The organism is Pseudomonas sp. SJZ080 (assembly GCF_007828295.1).
GTDB classification, from domain to species: Bacteria; Pseudomonadota; Gammaproteobacteria; order Pseudomonadales; family Pseudomonadaceae; genus Aquipseudomonas; species Aquipseudomonas migulae_A.
This window is the reverse complement of record NZ_VIUK01000002.1, coordinates 303,894-321,219: the sequence shown is the minus strand read 5'-3', so window position 1 is coordinate 321,219 and position 17,326 is coordinate 303,894. Positions and strand designations below refer to the sequence as shown.

General features: G+C 59.9%; 7 protein-coding genes. 3 read left to right on the top strand and 4 right to left on the bottom strand.

The window, feature by feature from the left end; all coding sequences use genetic code 11:
• Both FBY04_RS03905 and FBY04_RS03900 read right to left on the bottom strand, forming a co-directional pair.
• Complete coding sequence (locus FBY04_RS03905; RefSeq protein WP_017339176.1) at positions 1-495, bottom strand: DUF934 domain-containing protein; 495 nt, start codon at positions 493-495, stop codon at positions 1-3.
• Positions 479-2,137 carry a nitrite/sulfite reductase gene (locus tag FBY04_RS03900; protein ID WP_084322801.1) on the bottom strand — a complete coding sequence of 553 codons (1,659 nt, stop codon included), beginning with the start codon at positions 2,135-2,137 and terminating at the stop codon, positions 479-481. The genes FBY04_RS03905 and FBY04_RS03900 overlap by 17 nt, the downstream gene beginning before the upstream one ends.
• A gap of 523 nt (positions 2,138-2,660) precedes the next feature.
• Here FBY04_RS03900 and FBY04_RS03895 point away from each other — a divergent pair.
• Positions 2,661-3,734, top strand: a complete 1,074-nt coding sequence (locus tag FBY04_RS03895; RefSeq protein WP_084322802.1) for an ABC transporter substrate-binding protein — start codon at positions 2,661-2,663, stop codon at positions 3,732-3,734.
• Here the strand turns inward: FBY04_RS03895 and FBY04_RS03890 are convergent.
• Positions 3,731-3,949, bottom strand: coding sequence for a DUF2970 domain-containing protein (locus FBY04_RS03890; RefSeq protein ID WP_084322803.1), 219 nt, complete (start codon positions 3,947-3,949; stop codon positions 3,731-3,733). The two genes, FBY04_RS03895 and FBY04_RS03890, sit on opposite strands and share 4 nt — an antisense overlap.
• Before the next feature lie 140 nt (positions 3,950-4,089).
• Here FBY04_RS03890 and FBY04_RS03885 point away from each other — a divergent pair, with 140 nt between their 5' ends.
• Positions 4,090-11,079: an NEL-type E3 ubiquitin ligase domain-containing protein gene (locus FBY04_RS03885; RefSeq protein ID WP_145314569.1), complete on the top strand. Its 6,990-nt coding sequence runs from the start codon at positions 4,090-4,092 to the stop codon at positions 11,077-11,079.
• Positions 11,080-11,141: 62 nt separating this feature from the next.
• On the opposite strand, the gene metH is transcribed toward FBY04_RS03885, so the two are convergent.
• A complete protein-coding gene (gene metH / locus FBY04_RS03880; protein ID WP_084322805.1) occupies positions 11,142-14,852 on the bottom strand; it encodes a methionine synthase in 3,711 nt (1,236 codons plus the stop codon).
• Between the two features lie 155 nt (positions 14,853-15,007).
• Between metH and FBY04_RS03875 the strand changes: the two genes are divergently transcribed.
• On the top strand, positions 15,008-17,302 hold the full coding sequence (locus tag FBY04_RS03875) for a fatty acid cis/trans isomerase (protein WP_145314568.1): 2,295 nt from the start codon (positions 15,008-15,010) through the stop codon (positions 17,300-17,302).
• The last annotated feature ends 24 nt before the right edge of the window (positions 17,303-17,326 follow it).

Here is a 17,326-nt window from a genome sequence, read left to right as displayed (position 1 = left end):
TCAGCGGCGACGGAACAGCGGCAGCGGTTCGTCGGTGGCGGCCTGATAGGTCACCGAGAAGTCCTTGAGACCTTCCAGCGCTTCGTACGGGTCTTTGTCGGCGCGAATGGCAAACGCGTCGAAACCGCAGCGATGCATATAAAACAGCTGGTCGCGCAGCACATCGCCAATCGCCCGCAATTCACCTTTGAAACCGTAACGGTCACGCAGCAGGCGGGCGTTGGAGTAGTTGCGGCCATCGGTGAAGGCCGGGAAGTTCAAGGCGATGACCTGGAAGTTCGCGACGTCTTCACCGATTTCTTCGGCTTCTTCATCGGCATCCAGCCACACACCCAGGCCGCCATCGCGGGCCTTGAGCATGCGGCTGTGTTCGCGCCACAGCTGCAACGGGACGATCAGGTCGTCGCAGTTGCTGATCTCGTCGATGTTGAAGTCCTTGGGCAACAGGTGCCAGGTTTCGTCGACGACTTCGTTGTTCTTAATTATTCGCTGCATAGACGCGTTCCTTGAAGAGGTCGATGCCAATACGCTGATAGGTGTCGATGAAGCGCTCGTCTTCGGTACGTTGTTCGATGTACACGTCGATCAGCTTTTCGATCACGTCAGGCATGGCTTCCTGGGCAAAGGACGGGCCGAGGATCTTGCCCAGGCTCGCATCGCGGCTGGCGCTGCCGCCGAGGGACACCTGGTAGAACTCTTCGCCTTTCTTGTCCACCCCGAGGATGCCGATGTGGCCGACGTGGTGGTGACCACAGGCGTTCATGCAACCGGAGATGTTCAGGTCCAGTTCGCCGATGTCGAACAGGTAGTCCAGGTCGTCGAAACGGCGCTGGATCGACTCGGCGATCGGGATCGATTTGGCATTGGCCAGCGAGCAGAAATCACCGCCAGGGCAGCAGATGATGTCGGTCAGCAAACCGATGTTCGGCGTGGCGAAACCTTGCTCGCGCAATTCGCCCCACATGGCGAACAACTGGCTCTGTTCAACGTCGGCCAGAATGATGTTCTGCTCGTGGGAGGTGCGCAGTTGACCGAAGCTGTAGCGATCGGCCAGGTCGGCCACGGCGTCGAGCTGTTTGTCGGTGATGTCGCCCGGCGCAACGCCGGTCGGCTTCAGTGACAGGGTCACGGCGACATAACCCGGCTTCTTGTGCGCCAGGGTGTTGCGGGTGCGCCAGCGGGCGAAGCCCGGGTGTTGCTTGTCGAGTTCGGCGAGTTCGGCGGTCTGGTTGTCCAGTGCCTTGTAGTCCGGGTCGACGAAGTGTTTGGCGACGCGATGCACTTCGGCTTCGGTCAGCGTGGTCTGGCCACCGCGAAGGTGTTCCATTTCCGCATCGACTTTTTGCGCAAAGACTTCAGGCGTCAGGGCCTTGACCAGAATCTTGATCCGCGCCTTGTACTTGTTGTCGCGACGGCCATAGCGGTTGTAAACACGCAGGATGGCGTCGAGGTAGCTCAACAGGTCTTGCCACGGCAGGAATTCATTGATGAACGCGCCGACCACCGGGGTACGGCCCAGGCCACCGCCGACCAGCACACGGAAGCCCAGTTCGCCCGCGGCGTTGTGCACCGGCTCAAGGCCGATGTCATGGACTTCGATGGCCGCACGGTCGGAAGTCGAACCGTTGATGGCGATCTTGAATTTACGCGGCAGGTACGCGAATTCCGGGTGGAACGTCGTCCATTGGCGAACGATCTCGCACCATGGGCGCGGGTCGATCAGCTCATCGGCAGCGACACCGGCGAACTGGTCGGTGGTGACGTTGCGCAGGCAGTTGCCGCTGGTCTGGATCGCGTGCATCTGCACGGTCGCCAGTTCAGCGAGGATGTCCGGGATGTCTTCCAGCGCCGGCCAGTTGAACTGCACGTTCTGGCGGGTACTGATGTGGGCATAGCCCTTGTCGTAGTCGCGGGCAATCTTCGCCATCATTCGCGTCTGGCGCGAAGTCAGCTGGCCGTAAGGCACCGCCACCCGCAACATCGGCGCGAAACGCTGGATATAAAGCCCGTTTTGCAAGCGCAGAGGGCGGAATTCTTCTTCGCTCAGCTCGCCTGCCAGATAGCGTCGGGTCTGATCACGGAACTGCTTGACGCGGTCCTCGATGATCCGCTGATCGTACTCGTCGTATACGTACATATAAGTCCTGTTCTCAGGCTTGGGCCGGTCGGATCCAGTTGCGATTTTCGCTTGCTGACATCTCCGATACTGCCTCGGCAATTCTGCGCGCACGGCCGCGCACTCCCTACGGAGCCGGGGCAAGATACCAGTTTGGAGTTATGCGCAAAAGTGATGTTTGAGTATATGTAAAGAACCAAAACGACTAACGAGAACTGTTATTGATAAACCCGTATTTGTCGTGCGGGCAATCCTCGTCTTTACTGTGGACGAGTCTTTATGCAATCACCGATAAAACCGACAAGAGGCGATGCAATGAGCAACCCTACCAAAGCTTCAAAGCCTGACAGTACGGTCGATGCGTGGGCCATTCTGTTTCTGATCATTCTGGTCGTAGGCACCGCGGTATTCTGGGTCAGCCATCAATAACCGACCCCGTCCGGGCCCGACGCTGACGATTGTCGGACAAAAACCGGAATAAACGCCGTTTTACGGAGGTTCGCTGGCTATAATGCGCAGCGAATTTCCGGGGCTCGGACGATCAATGTTGAAGTTCTTCTGCACTTTCCTGCTGATGCTGGGCATCACTTACGGCCCTGTTGCGCGTGCGGAATCGGTGTTGTTCCTGAATCCGGGAAAGGTGGATGAAGCCTTCTGGGTCAGTTATTCGCAATTCATGCAGGCAGCCGCCACGGACCTGGGGATTGACCTGCGAATTCTCTATTCCCGACGCATGCCGGAGCTCATGCTGGCGCAAGCCCGTCTGGCGCTGCAAGGCCCCGATCGCCCGGACTATCTGGTGTTCGTCAACGAACAGTACATTGCCCCGCAAGTCCTGCGTATGGCTCAGGGCAGCGGTGTAAAGCTGTTTATGGTCAACGCGTCGCTGACCGCCAATCAACTGAGTCTGTTGGGCGAGCGCCCCGACCGGTTGGGCAGCCTGGTGCCCAACGATGAGGAGGGTGGCTACCTGATGCTAAAAGAGCTGATCCGCCAGCATCCGCCCGTGGCGCCCGGTGAGGTGATCGAGTTGCTGGCGTTCTCCGGCCTGAAGATCACGCCATCGGCGCAACTGCGCGAGCAAGGCATGATGCGCGCGTTGGCCGAGCATCCCGAGGTACGTTTGCGGCAACTGGTTTACAGCGGCTGGACTCGGGACCGTGCGTATGAACAGGCGAAATTGCTGTTGCGGCGCTACCCGAAGGTGTCGCTGGTGTGGTCCGCCAATGACGAAATGGCGTTTGGCGCCATGCAGGCGTATTCAGAGACGGGCGGCGTGCCCGGAAAGGACGCGTTTTTCAGCGCGGTCAACACCTCCACCGCCGCGCTGAAGGCGAAAGTGGACGGACGATTGAGCGTCTTGTTGGGCGGACATTTCACCCTAGGCGGTTGGGCCCTGGTGGCATTGCATGATCTCGATCGGGGTGTGGACATCAGCCAGTATGGCGGCCGTGATCGCCAGATTCCGCTGCTGCAACTGGTCGACAAGGCCACCGCCAGGCGAATGCTGGCCATGGGGGACTCGCCGGATTACGGCGTGGACTTCCGCCGTCTATCGGCCAAGGGCCGCCCGACGTCCTATCGCTATCCGTTCAGCCTGCAAACCCTGATGCGCTAAACCCCGGCCAGCAACAGCACCAGTTGCACGATGCCGTAGAGCGACAAAGCGAACACCGTCGTGAACAGAATCCCCAGAATCACAAAATGACTGGGTTTGCCGTGGGTGAAGTCCCGCGCCCGGTTTTTCCCGCTCTGCACCCCGAATGCCGCCGCCATGACGCTGTGCAGCATCTGCCACAACGTTGGTGGTTTGTTGTCGACTGGATCGTCCATAAATCCCTCTTCAGCAAGGTCTGAGCTATCAGCATAGCCAAACAACCTGCCCATTTCCCCCCCTATAAATATGTACCGCCATACCGCCGGATGGCTGTGATGTCCTGATGCGCTCTCAATCGAGCATCAGGAGCAACATCATGCCGGACCCTTCCACGCCCACAGAGCCCGGGATTCACGTCCCCTTTATCAAGAGCCGCGTCCCCGACTGGACGCGTCACCTGACCACCTCCCATCTCCAGGCCATGACGCAAGCGCGTAATCCCGCCCAGCGATTCATCGACACTTCCCCCGAGCTCTATGCCAAGGCGTCACAGGCCTTGCGCCAGGCCTTGCTCGACAGTCAGGCACAGAGCAACGCTTCCAGCCAGGCGCTGGCCACGACTCTCAAGGATTTCAAAGGCATCACCGAGTTCGCCAAGCCATTGCTGACGGATGCGTTGCAGAAAAAATTCGGTCAGGCGCCGGATGTTGTCGACACGGCGCTGTTTCATATGCGTTCGCCCAACCTGGCCGAAGAGCAGTCACTGTTGCAGGCGGCACTGCGCAACTTCGAAGAAGATGAGCCCTTCGACGGCGTTGCCCTGCAGGAGACCAGCGCGCTGGCGCCCGTAGGGGCACTGGAGCAGCACCTTTACGATGAAAGCACTCGCTACCCGTTCGCGAAGGTGCGCTACAGCATCCGTGACAAGTTATCGATCAAGCCCGCAGCGTTCGCCAGCCTGTGCCGGGAACTGGACGTGGGCAAGCAGTATCAGAACCATCTGAGTACGGTATTCGATGCGCCCGACAAGGCTGCGACTGTACGCCAGCAGACGATGGCGGCGGACAAGGAGCGGATGCGCGTGCAGGCGCACATCGCTCGAATGAGGTCGGACATTGACGCCGCGGACCATGCCACGGTGTTAGCGATACTCGACGGTACCTCGGGGGGGCGGCTCAATGGGGAGTCGGCCATTTACAGTCGGTTGCAGGTGTTTGGCTCGACGCTGAACGACGTGCTGATTATTGGCGCGGCATCGCGCAAAGTCAGAGCGACCCTGCAAAATCCCTGGCTCTTTGTGCTGCCGTTCACACCCGAACTGGCCAAGCTGATTCCTGATTCACGGATCATCGTCTACATTCCGGGCGATCCCGTCAGCCCCCTCAAGGCGTATGCCTCGGGCCGCGAGTTTGCCCGAGACCTTGCGATCAAGCTGCGCTCCGTCACGTACCAGCGGTTCTTTGCCGGCTTTGTCGCGCAAGATGAGTCAGGGCGTTTTTTCCACCGGCTCAAGCGCCAGCTCAAGGTCCAGAAGTGGGACCCGGCTCCGGTTTACCCCGGCCCGCCCTATGCGCCGGGCGCGTTCCTCAATGGCATGTATGTAGAGGTGTGGAACGAGAATGTTGACCTGGGGATGGATGAAACCTTCATTGATGGCGAAGTGTTTGCAGCCCGTTATGAGTTTCATCTGGCCAGGCTGAAGTCCAATGCCAGGTTGCTGGCAATACCCACCGCCGAGGTTGACCACGAAGCCTGGATAACGCGACTTGAACACTATGCCGAATGGGGTTTGAGCGTCTTGAACGTGGCAGCCTTTTTCGTGCCGGGGCTGGGTGAGGTCATGCTCGCCTTCACCGCCGTGCAATTGACCTACGAGGTTTACCAAGGGGCGGAGGCGTGGAAAGAGGGTGACGCCGAGGAGGCGTGGGGCCATCTCAAGTCAGTTGTGCAGAACGTAGCCTTCATGGCCGTGTTGGGCGCGGTCGCCAGCAAGGCGCCGCCGATCATCAACTCGCGGTTTGTCAACGGGATGGCCAAGGTCGCCACGCCTTTTGGTGAATCGCGTTTGTGGAGTCCCGATCTGGCCCCCTACAAGAGCAGTGTGTCTCTGGAGGGGCTCGAGCCGAATGCATTGGGGCAGTATAAGGTCGGGGACAAGACCTGTATTCGACACGAGGGAAATGTCTACGAAAAGACCTTCGACCCGGTGTTGAAAAAATGGCGGATCCAGCACCCCGGCGATCCCCAGGCCTATCAACCGATCTTGCGGCATAACCGACTCGGTGCCTGGCATCACACCCTTGAACGACCGCTGGAGTGGGATCGCCCAACGTTGTTGCGCAGAATCGGGCCGCAGATGGACGTTTTTTCTGATGCGCAGTTACAGCAAATTGCCGAGGCCAGCGGGGTCAGTGATGACGCGTTGCGCCAGATGCACATCGATCTTCAGCCACCGCCGCCGCTATTGGCCGAGACCATCAGGTCGTTCAAGGCTGACCAACAAGTGAACGAGTTGATTGATCGGATCCGCAACGGCAATGAACTGGGCAGTGCTTACGAGGCTGTCGTACCGCTGGCTGTGGGGCTGCCAGACTGGCCCGTCGAGGAAGTATTGGAAGTCTTCGAGGGACCGGAACCCTGGGGTGCCTCGCAGCGCTTCGGTTCAGCGTCGGCAAGCAACAGTGTGAAGCCTGCGATCAAGATCACCCGAGCCGAAGTGCAGGCCGGAAAATTGCCGGAGCGCGTATTACGGGCGCTAGACGAGCCACAAATCACCCGGTTGCTCGGCGTGCGCAGCGCACAACAAGGCGCGGACCGCGTGCAGATGTTCAGGGACAGCCTGGCCAACCGCGCCCTGGATAGCCAAAAGGCCCTGTTCGACCGACTGCTCACCGACCAGCAGACGACCAATGCCGATATTCAACGACTGCAGCGCAGTTTCCCCACACTGTCGCCGGAGGGGGCGCGACAGGTGCTGAGCAATGCCAGTGCCGCCGAGCTGTCCCAATTGCGCAGCAGCGCAAAAATACCCTTGCGCCAGGCGCAAGAAATTCGCGCCCATTTACAGCAGGGCGCCCTGAACCGGGCGCTCTGCGGATTACATCTGGAGAACATGGCGTCTGTGGCCAGCGATCGTCTGGCGTTGCACAGCCTGGAGCAGTTGCCCGACTGGTCGACAGATAGGCGCGTGGAGCTGCGGTCCGGCTCGATCAAGGGCCCATTGCTGGACAGCGTTGGCGGCGACAGTGCGACGATTCGCAATTACCTGGTCAAGGGCGACGGATATTTTCGGGCCTATGACGCCCAGGGCAGGCCTCTTAACAACATCCCCGCCCATGGCCGCAATCTGTATGAATCGCTGCTGGAGTTCTTGCCCCAAGCGACACGGGCAACCCTGGAAGGCAATCAAGGCCAGGCCTTGCAAAAAAAACTGGCGAACCATGCCAGCACTCATCGCGACGACATGGCGCTGATCTTGAAACAGCGCCCGTTAAATGCCACCGGGCCGTCCCTGCGTCTGCCCAATGGCCGCCTGGGTTACCTGGCCAGTGGTCGTGGTGTCGGCTTCCACGATGGTGCATTGGTCTCCAGGGTACGGAACCTTTACCCGAACATCTCCGATGCGCATGCCAGTCAATTCGTCAGAAGCCGCCTGAGCGCGGGAGACACCGATCAGCAAGTGTTCAATCTGTTGAACAACCGTCAACGGGAATTCGACGCATTGGAAACCTCATTGAACACCTGGGTCGACGCTGTCGTGCCGACCCCTGCTGGTGGGCAGTCTCGCCGAGTGATCGCCGATGGGTTGATCCAGTGCTGGCGTTATGGTCTTTACCGAGGACTGGAGCCGGCTTTTGATCTGAATTTAAGCGGTATTGACACGTTGCCCGAGTGGGATGCCGACTTCACCCATGTGCGTAATGTGCAACTGGACAGTGGCCAGCTTATCGGGAACTCGGGCAATGAACTGCTTCAGCGGTTTCCAAAGATCAAAAAGCTGGATCTCTCCGTGAAAGTGCGGGACATGGCAGCCCTGGCCGAAAAACTGCCTGAATTGACCGAGATTACCGAGCTGACGCTCGATGGCGCATTGGAGACCTATGCACCGCAGTTGGTGCAGGCGCTCCAGGGCATGACTCAACTGGAGCAGCTGTCGCTCAGGGGCGATATGGGCGCAATGGACTTCGGCACGCTGACGAATCTGCGGTCCTTGAGGTTGGCGGGGAATCTGACCGAGTGGCCGACCGGGGTGTCGGGCCTGAACAGGCTTGAAACCCTCGATCTACAGCGAATGCCGATCAAGTTGCTGCCTGACGAACTGTTCAGCGGGCGGGAGTCGATATGGCGGTGCTTGCAGCTGGATTGGGCGGCCCTGGAGCCGCAAGCTTTCATGAAAGCCTATGATTATGTGCATGACAACCCGGCACATCTGGTCGACGAACCGCAAATGATTGCCCAGTACTGTGGAGGGCGTTTGAGGAAGCTGGCACCGAATGATTACACCTTTGCATCAGACGCAATGGCGCGTTTCAGTCGCGACGGAGTATCGGGGCGGGCATTACTGGAACAGGTTGATGCACTGCACGAGCAGCATCTGGCATTCAATCAGTCATTGGACGCCTGGAAGGGCAGGGTTGTGCGGGTCGATGGCAGGCAAATGGAGATCTCGCACCGTGAGCTGATCGCTGAAAGAATCCGCGAATGCGCTCGCAAGGGACTGCGTTCCCGGTATTTACCTGCGGAACCTATGGCGGGCCCGTCGTGGTCGCACGGTGACGCGGTGAACGAATTGTTGGACCTGACGGGGTTTGGGCCGCTGGGTGATTTACCCGCGCTTGGCGATACGGTCTTTCCTCATGTGCGCAGCCTGGTCCTCACTGGCAGCGGGCTTTCGAGCGTGCAGGTCAATGAGTTTCTGAGAGGATTTCCCCAACTGCGGTCCCTCAACCTCAGCTCCAACCAACTGACCGGACTGCCACAGGCCATTGATTCGCTCCGGGAACTCAGTGAATTGAACCTCTCATTCAATCAGATGAGAATCACGGCGTCAGCGCAAGCACGGTTGAACCGTTTGACCCACCTGAAAACGCTGAGCCTGGCGTACAACCGGGTCGATGCTCTTGAGGTCGGTTCGATGACCCGCCTGCAGAGCCTGGACCTGAGTCATACCCATATCCGCAGTTGGCCCGAAGGCGTGTTGACGTTGCCCAACCTGCGCCGTCTGGCCTTGAATCACAGCGCCATTACTGACATCCCGGCAGCGGCCCTGACCGGGCATGATCAGCTGTTGATGGGGACCTCGCTGCAAGGTTGCCGGCTGAGCCCGCAAGCGGTGACGGCGGTGCGGGCATACGCGCAACGCACGGCGTCCCGCAACCCGATGGATATTTCACCAGCGCACCTGTCCGCCGGACGAACCGGTGGCGATCCGGAGTTCTTTCCGGATGAAGTATCGGAGCACCCGGACCTTTTATTGCCTTTGCACCTGGAACCAGGCGAAGGTGATTTGCCCCAGACCTCAGCCGCCAGGCTGCAGCGCCTTGATCCCCAGCTGGGTGATGCGCAAGCCGTTGAACGAATCGAAGCATGGCTTGCCCAGGGCATGACGGCTCTGGAAATTGAAGCCCGGCTTATTCAGTGGCAGCAACAGCAGATGCAATTGATCAAGCACTTGAATGACTGGATCGATGTCCCTGCCGTTCGCAGTCGCCAGGGTTGGGTGGGCGCGGTAGACCGCCGCCGGGCGGCTGATCAGCTCGTGGAGTGCTGGCGAGCCACCTTGCGAGATGTTCCTGCGGCGGAGGGAGCGCCGACTGATGCTGTCCTTGATTTTAACGGCCTGATCATCGGCGATTTGCCTGCCTTGCCGGTCACGTTCGAGCAGGTCGGTGCGTTGGACCTGAGCGGTGTCGGACTCACGGAAAGCTCGGATGCGTTCCTGCGTTCGTTTCCCCGGCTGCGCAGTCTGACACTCAATCACAACGGCCTGGGCACCTTGCCCGAGGCAGTGGGGCAATGTGAACACCTCACCCGGTTGAGCGCCACATATAACGATCTGCGTGCCAGTGATGAGTTGTCGCGCCAGTTGCGCTCGCTGAGGCATTTGCAATGGCTGGACTTGAGCGAGAACCGCATCGCCAGCTTTGATGTCACTGATCTTGACCAGTTGCAGGGGCTGAATCTGAGCAATAACAATCTTTGGGAATGGCCGGAGGGTGTGCTGGAAGCGCCGGCGCTGACAACCCTCAACCTGAGTGGCAACCAGATAGAGGTCATTCCTCGCGCTGCCTTGCTGCCTCAGCACGAAACTTTGATGGCCGGCACCAACTTGACCGACAACGTCAATCTGGAACTGGATGAAATGTTACGACTGCAGGAGTACCTGGCGGACACTGGCCGTGGCTTGGGGTTCACCGCGCAAGAGATTGAGCGACTGCTTGAGGGCTACGGGCCTGAATCGGTCGACGGTTCCGAGAGCTCTGACTTGGAGGATCATCCCGACCATGAGACGCCGGAGGTAGAAAAAGCGCGGTGGTTTTCCGGCGTGGCGGCAGACTCGGAAAAACACCGGATGTGGAATGCCTTGATGGAGCAGGACACCACCCAGGACTTTTCATACATTCTCTCGCAACTTCAGCACACCCGGGACTTTGCCGCCGATCGCCTGGATCTCACGCAGCGCGTCTGGCGTGTCCTTGAAGCCGCTTATGGCGATCAAGCGCTGAGCGAACGGTTGATGGTTCTGTCGAAGGCATTGAGGAATCGCGCGACCTGTGGTGACGGTCGGATATTGTTGTTCAACGAGCTGGAAATCGAGGTCTATGAGTTCAATGCCTTGAAGGCCATTGCCCCCGAACACAAAGGTCGCGAGCTGCTGAAACTGTCGAGAAACCTGTTTCGCCTGGCGCAGGTCGAGGAGATCGCCAAAACGCGCATCCAGCTCAGGCCCGCTATCGATCCTGCCGAGATTCGCCTGGCCTATCGAATCGGTCTGGCTCAGCGTCTTGAATTGCCCAGTCAGCCCAAAGGCATGGTGTATGAGAACCTGGCGCAGGTGGCGCCAGCGGATCTGGACGAAGCGTACGCAAAGATCATCGCCGAGGAAAAGACGCCCGTGTTCATCGAACAACTGACCGCGCGTAAATACTGGCGAGACTATCTGGAGGAGAAATACCCTGGGGAATTTACCAGGGTGCAGCAGGGTTTTCAGGACAAGGTCAGTGAGCTGGAGGACAAGTACCCGGAGCTCAATACGGCCTACCTACAGGAGATGGACGCCCTGGATACCGTCAATAAAGCCAACCGCCTGCAACTGCTGACCACGCTCAGCGAGCGTGAGATAGCCGTGTTGGGTGCACAGGCCTGATCGGCCAGCCGTGGGCTCTGGAGTCAGCACATCTGCCTTCAGAGCCCACGGCTTCGGATCAATCAGTTGTCGTAGCCGAGGTTCGGCGCCAGCCAGCGCTCGGTCACGCTCAACTCCTGGCCCTTGCGCGACGTGTAGCTCTGGACCTGATCCTTGTCGATCTTGCCCACGGCGAAATACTGCGCTTGCGGGTGAGCGAAGTACCAGCCGCTGACCGCCGCCGCCGGGAACATTGCATAGTGCTCGGTGAGGAACACGCCGCTGCGGCCGGCCTGCATCTCGCTGGCTTCAGGGTCGAGCAAGGCGAACAGGGTGCTTTTCTCGGTGTGATCCGGGCACGCCGGGTAACCCGGGGCAGGGCGGATGCCGGTGTATTGCTCTTTGATCAGCGCTTCGTTGTCGAGGGTTTCGTCCTTCGCATAGCCCCAGTGCTCTTTACGCACTTGCTGGTGCAACCATTCGGCGCAAGCTTCGGCCAGACGGTCGGCCAGCGCCTTGACCATGATCGAGTTGTAATCGTCGCCCGCGTCCTGATAAGCCTTGGCCACTTCTTCGGCGCCGATGCCGGCGGTGGTGATGAAACCACCCACGTAGTCGGTAATTTCGCTGTCCTTCGGCGCGACGAAGTCGGCGAGGGAGAAGTTCGGCTTGCCGTCGGTCTTGATGGTCTGCTGGCGCAGGTGATGCAGCTTGGCCAATGGCTTGCCGTCATCGCCGTAGACTTCGATGTCGTCGTCGCGCACCTGGTTGGCCGGCCAGAAACCGAACACCGCACGGGCGCTGATCAGTTTCTCGTCGATCAGTTTGGCGAGCATTTCCTGGGCGTCGGCGTACAGCGCGGTAGCGGCTTCACCGACCACTTCGTCTTCGAGGATGCGCGGGAATTTGCCGGCCAGGTCCCAGGAGATGAAGAACGGTGTCCAGTCGATGTATTCGGCCAGGACTTTCAAGTCGATGTTGTCCAGCACTTTGGAACCGGTGAACGTCGGTTTGACCGGCACGTAGGTGCTCCAGTCGAACTGCGGCTTCTTGGCGATGGCGGCCGGATAGCTCAGGCGTTCGGTGCGGGCGCTGCGGTTGGCGGTGCGCTCGCGAACGTCGATGTATTCCAGGCGGGTCTTCTCGACGAACGCCGGTTTCAATTCCTTGGACAGCAATTGCGTGGCAACGCCTACGGCGCGGGAGGCGTCGGTGACGTAGATCACCGCGTCGTTGCTGTACTTCGGCTCGATCTTCACCGCCGTGTGCGCCTTGGAGGTGGTCGCGCCACCGATCATCAGCGGCAGGTGGAAATCCTGACGCTGCATCTCGCGGGCCACGTGGACCATTTCATCCAGCGAAGGCGTGATCAGGCCGGAGAGGCCGATGATGTCGCATTTCTGCTCCTTGGCCACCTGCAGGATTTTCTCTGCCGGCACCATCACGCCGAGGTCGACGATGTCATAGCCGTTACAGCCCAGCACCACGCCAACGATATTCTTGCCGATGTCGTGCACGTCGCCCTTCACCGTGGCCATGAGGATCTTGCCCTTGGCTTCCGGTTTGTCGCCTTTTTCCAGTTCGATGAACGGGATCAAGTGGGCCACGGCCTGCTTCATCACGCGGGCGGATTTCACCACCTGCGGCAGGAACATTTTGCCGGCGCCGAACAGGTCGCCGACGATGTTCATGCCGGACATCAGCGGGCCTTCGATCACTTCGATCGGGCGCGCGAACGACTGGCGCGATTCTTCGGTGTCTTCGACGATGTGCGTGGTGATGCCCTTGACCAGCGCGTGTTCCAGACGTTTGTTGACGTCCCAGCCGCGCCACTCTTCGGTCTCGGCTTCCTTGACGCTGCCGTCGCCCTTGTACTTGTCGGCGATGGCGAGGAGGGCGTCGGTGCCTTCCGGGGTGCGGTTGAGGATCACGTCTTCGACGGCGTCGCGCAGTTCCACCGGGATCTGGTCGTAGATCTCCAGCTGACCGGCGTTGACGATGCCCATGGTCAGGCCATTGCGGATCGCATACAGCAGGAACACCGAGTGAATCGCCTCACGCACCGGGTTGTTGCCACGGAACGAGAACGACACGTTGGACACGCCGCCCGAGGTCAGCGCATACGGCAGCTCGTCACGGATGTAGGCGCAGGCGTTGATGAAGTCCACGGCATAGTTGTTGTGTTCTTCGATACCGGTGGCCACGGCAAAGATGTTCGGGTCGAAGATGATGTCTTCCGGCGGGAAGCCGACTTCGTTGACCAGAATGTCGTAGGAGCGTTTGCAGATTTCTTTCTTGCGCGCTTCGGTGTCGGCCTGGCCGGCTTCGTCGAAGGCCATCACCACCACGGCGGCACCGTAGCGTTTGCACAGTTTGGCGTGATGAATGAACTGCTCGACGCCTTCCTTCATGCTGATCGAGTTGACGATGCCCTTGCCCTGGATGCACTTCAGGCCGGCTTCGATCACTTCCCATTTGGAGGAGTCGATCATGATCGGCACGCGGGAGATGTCCGGTTCACCGGCAATCAGATTGAGGAAGGTCACCATCGCCTTCTTCGAATCGAGCATCCCCTCGTCCATGTTGATGTCGATGATCTGGGCGCCGGCCTCGACCTGCTGCAGGGCGACTTCCAGCGCTTCGGTGTAGTTGTCTTCACGGATCAGGCGGGCGAATTTGGCCGAACCGGTGATGTTGGTCCGCTCGCCGACGTTGACGAACAACGAGCTGCGATCGATGGTGAACGGCTCCAGGCCCGAGAGGCGGCACGCCTTCGGAATGTCCGGGATTTCACGCGGCGCATAACCGGCCACGGCTTTGGCGATGGCTTCGATGTGGCCCGGCGTGGTGCCGCAGCAACCGCCGACGATGTTGAGGAAGCCGCTTTGGGCGAATTCCTCGATGACCTTGGCGGTCTGCGACGGCAGTTCGTCGTACTCGCCGAATTCGTTCGGCAGGCCGGCGTTCGGGTGCGCCGACACGTGGGTGTTGGCCTTGTTCGACAGCTCTTCCAGGTACGGGCGCAGCTCACTGGCGCCGAGGGCGCAGTTCAAACCGACCGAAATCGGCTTGGCGTGGGCCACGGAGTTCCAGAACGCTTCGGTGGTCTGGCCGGACAGGGTGCGGCCGGAGGCGTCGGTGATGGTGCCGGAAATCATGATCGGCAGCTCGACGCCCAGCTCTTCGAACACCCCTTGCACGGCGAAGATCGCGGCTTTGGCGTTCAGTGTGTCGAAAATGGTTTCAATCAGGATCAGGTCGGAACCGCCTTCGATCAGGCCTTTGGTGGCCTCGGTGTAGTTCTCCACCAGTTCATCGAAGGTTACGTTGCGGTAGCCGGGGTTGTTGACGTCCGGCGACAGCGAGCAGGTGCGGCTGGTCGGGCCGAGCACGCCGGCGACGAAGCGCGGCTTGTCCGGGTTTTCGAGGGTTTTCGCGTCGGCGATCTTGCGCGCCAGGCGAGCGCCTTCTACGTTCAGTTCGTAGGCCAGTTCTTCCATGCCGTAATCGGCCATGGAAATCCGGGTGGCGTTGAAGGTGTTGGTTTCCAGAATGTCAGCGCCGGCATCCAGGTAGGCTTTTTCGATGCCACCGATTACGTCCGGGCGCGTCAGCACCAACAGGTCGTTGTTGCCTTTGACATCGCTCGGCCAGTCGGCGAAGCGTTTGCCACGGTAATCCTGCTCCTCGAGCTTGTAGCTCTGGATCATCGTGCCCATACCGCCATCGAGAATCAGGATGCGCTCTTTGAGGGCGTGCTTGAGAGCTTGAAGGCGAACACTGCGATCGGACATTGGGACTACTCGGAAAGACCATGACGAAGGGCCGGGATCATAGCAAACCTGTGCGCTTTTAGAGCATGTGCGGTTTTTGCATGAATATCGCTCATGTTGGCAGCGAGGCCATACCGGTAGAATCGCGGCGTTTTTTCACGATCAGGACCAGGGACATGTCTTTTCGCGTCATCAGCAGTGTTTTGCTGTTTTTAAGCTGGGGCGCCGCCGCGCAGGATCCGGCCGTTTCCGCTGCCATTTCTTATACCCGCGACATTCAACCGATCTTCACCGAAAAGTGCGTGGCCTGCCATGCCTGCAATGACGCCGCCTGTCAGCTCAATCTGGGCAGCGGCGAGGGTGCTGCGCGCGGCGCGTCGAAAGTCCCTGTCTACGACGGCGAACGCAGGCAGGCTGCCGCGCCGACCCGATTGTTTTATGACGCTTTCGGCAAGCACGCCTGGCAGAAAAAAGGCTTCTATCCGGTGCTCGACGCTCAGGGCAGCCAAGCCGCGTTGATGGCGCGGATGCTGGAGCTGGGGCACAAAACGCCGCTGACGCCCAACGCCAGGTTGCCGGAAGACATCGTCCTGGGTCTGAACCGGGAAAACAGTTGCGCGATGCCGGCCGAGTTCGACGGTTACGCCGGCGCTCATCCGAAGGAAGGCATGCCGCTGGCGGTCACCGGCCTGACCGATCAGCAGTACCAGACGCTGCAACGCTGGCTGGCCTCGGGCGCGCCGATCGATGAGCAAGGTCTGGTGCCGTCGGCGAAAGAAGCCTTGCAAGTGGTGCAATGGGAAAACCTGCTCAACTCGCCGGGCGCCCGCCAGAGCCTGGTGGGGCGCTGGTTGTTCGAGCACTGGTTCCTCGCCCACATTTACTTCAAGGACGGCGAGCCGGGGCATTTCTTCCAGTGGGTGCGTTCGCGCACGCCGACCGGCCAGCCGATTGACCTGATCAACACGCGCCGCCCGAATGACGATCCGGGCACCCAGGTGTATTACCGCTTGTGGCCGGTGCCGGGTGTGATCGTGCAGAAGACCCACATCACTTATCCGCTGAGCGCGGCGAAGATGGCGCGGATCAAAAGCCTGTTCTACAACGGCAACTGGCAGGTCAACGCGTTGCCGGGTTACGGGCCGGAGCGCCGGGCCAATCCATTCACCACGTTCGAGGCGATCCCGGCGCAGGCGCGTTATCAGTTCATGCTCGATAACGCCGAGTACTTCGTGCGCACGTTTATCCGTGGGCCGGTGTGCCGCGGCCAGATCGCCACCGACGTGATCCGCGATAACTTCTGGGCGCTGTTCCAGGCGCCGGAACACGACCTCTACATCATCGACCCGAACTACCGCGGGCAGGCCACGCCATTGCTGGCGATGCCGGGCCAGAACGATGACGTCGGCAGTGTCCTGAGCCTGTGGCATGACTACCGCGACAAGCGCAACGAGTACGAGGCGCTGCGTCGCGACAACTACGCCGATGCGCCCGCGCCGAGCTGGTCGACCTTGTGGGCAGGCAACGATAACGCGCTGCTGACCATCTTCCGGCATTTCGACAGCGCCTCGGTGGACAAGGGCCTGATCGGCGAAGTCCCGCAAACGATGTGGCTGTTCGATTTTCCGCTGCTGGAGCGCACGTATTATCAATTGGCGGTCAATTTCGACGTGTTCGGCAACGTTTCCCATCAAGCGCAGACGCGCCTGTACTTCGACCTGATTCGCAACGGCGCCGAGCAGAATTTCCTGCGCCTGATGCCCGCCGATTCGCGGGACGGTTATCTCGACGACTGGTATCAGAGCGGCGGAAAATTCAAGATGTGGCTGGACTATGAAGCCATCGACAACGACAAACCGACCGCGCTGAAACTCGACGAGAAAGACCCGAAACACGACTTTGCGATGCAGCTGCTGGCTCGCTACGGCGAGCTCAACGCCAGGCCTGATCCGATCAACCGCTGTGACGGCGCTTATTGCTCGAGGCCGAATATCGATCCGGACCTGCAAAGTGCCGAGCAGGCCTTGAGCCGCCTGACGTCGCGCCCGGCAGCGGGCCTCAAGGTGATCGATCAACTGCCGGAAGCAACGATGTTGCGTATTGAGGCCAAGAGCGGCAAGCGTGAGGTTTACAGTCTGTTGCGCAACCGCGCGCACAGCAACGTGGCGTTTCTGCTGGGCGAGTCGCTGCGCTATCAGCCAGGGCTCGATACCCTGACCATTTTCCCCGGCGTGCTCAGCAGCTACCCGAACTTCATGTTCAACATTCCCGCCGGGCAAGTGCCAGCGTTTGTGGAGGCGATGGAAAATGCCAAGGACGCCAACCGTTTCGAGAAAATCGTCGAACGCTGGGGGATTCGCCGCAGCCATCCGCAGTTCTGGTTTTATTTCCATGACCTGAGCACGTACGTCCACGAAACCGACCCGGTGGAAGAGGGCGTGCTGGACATGAACCGCTACGAGAATCTTTGATCGACTTTTGATGAGGGCTCGGTG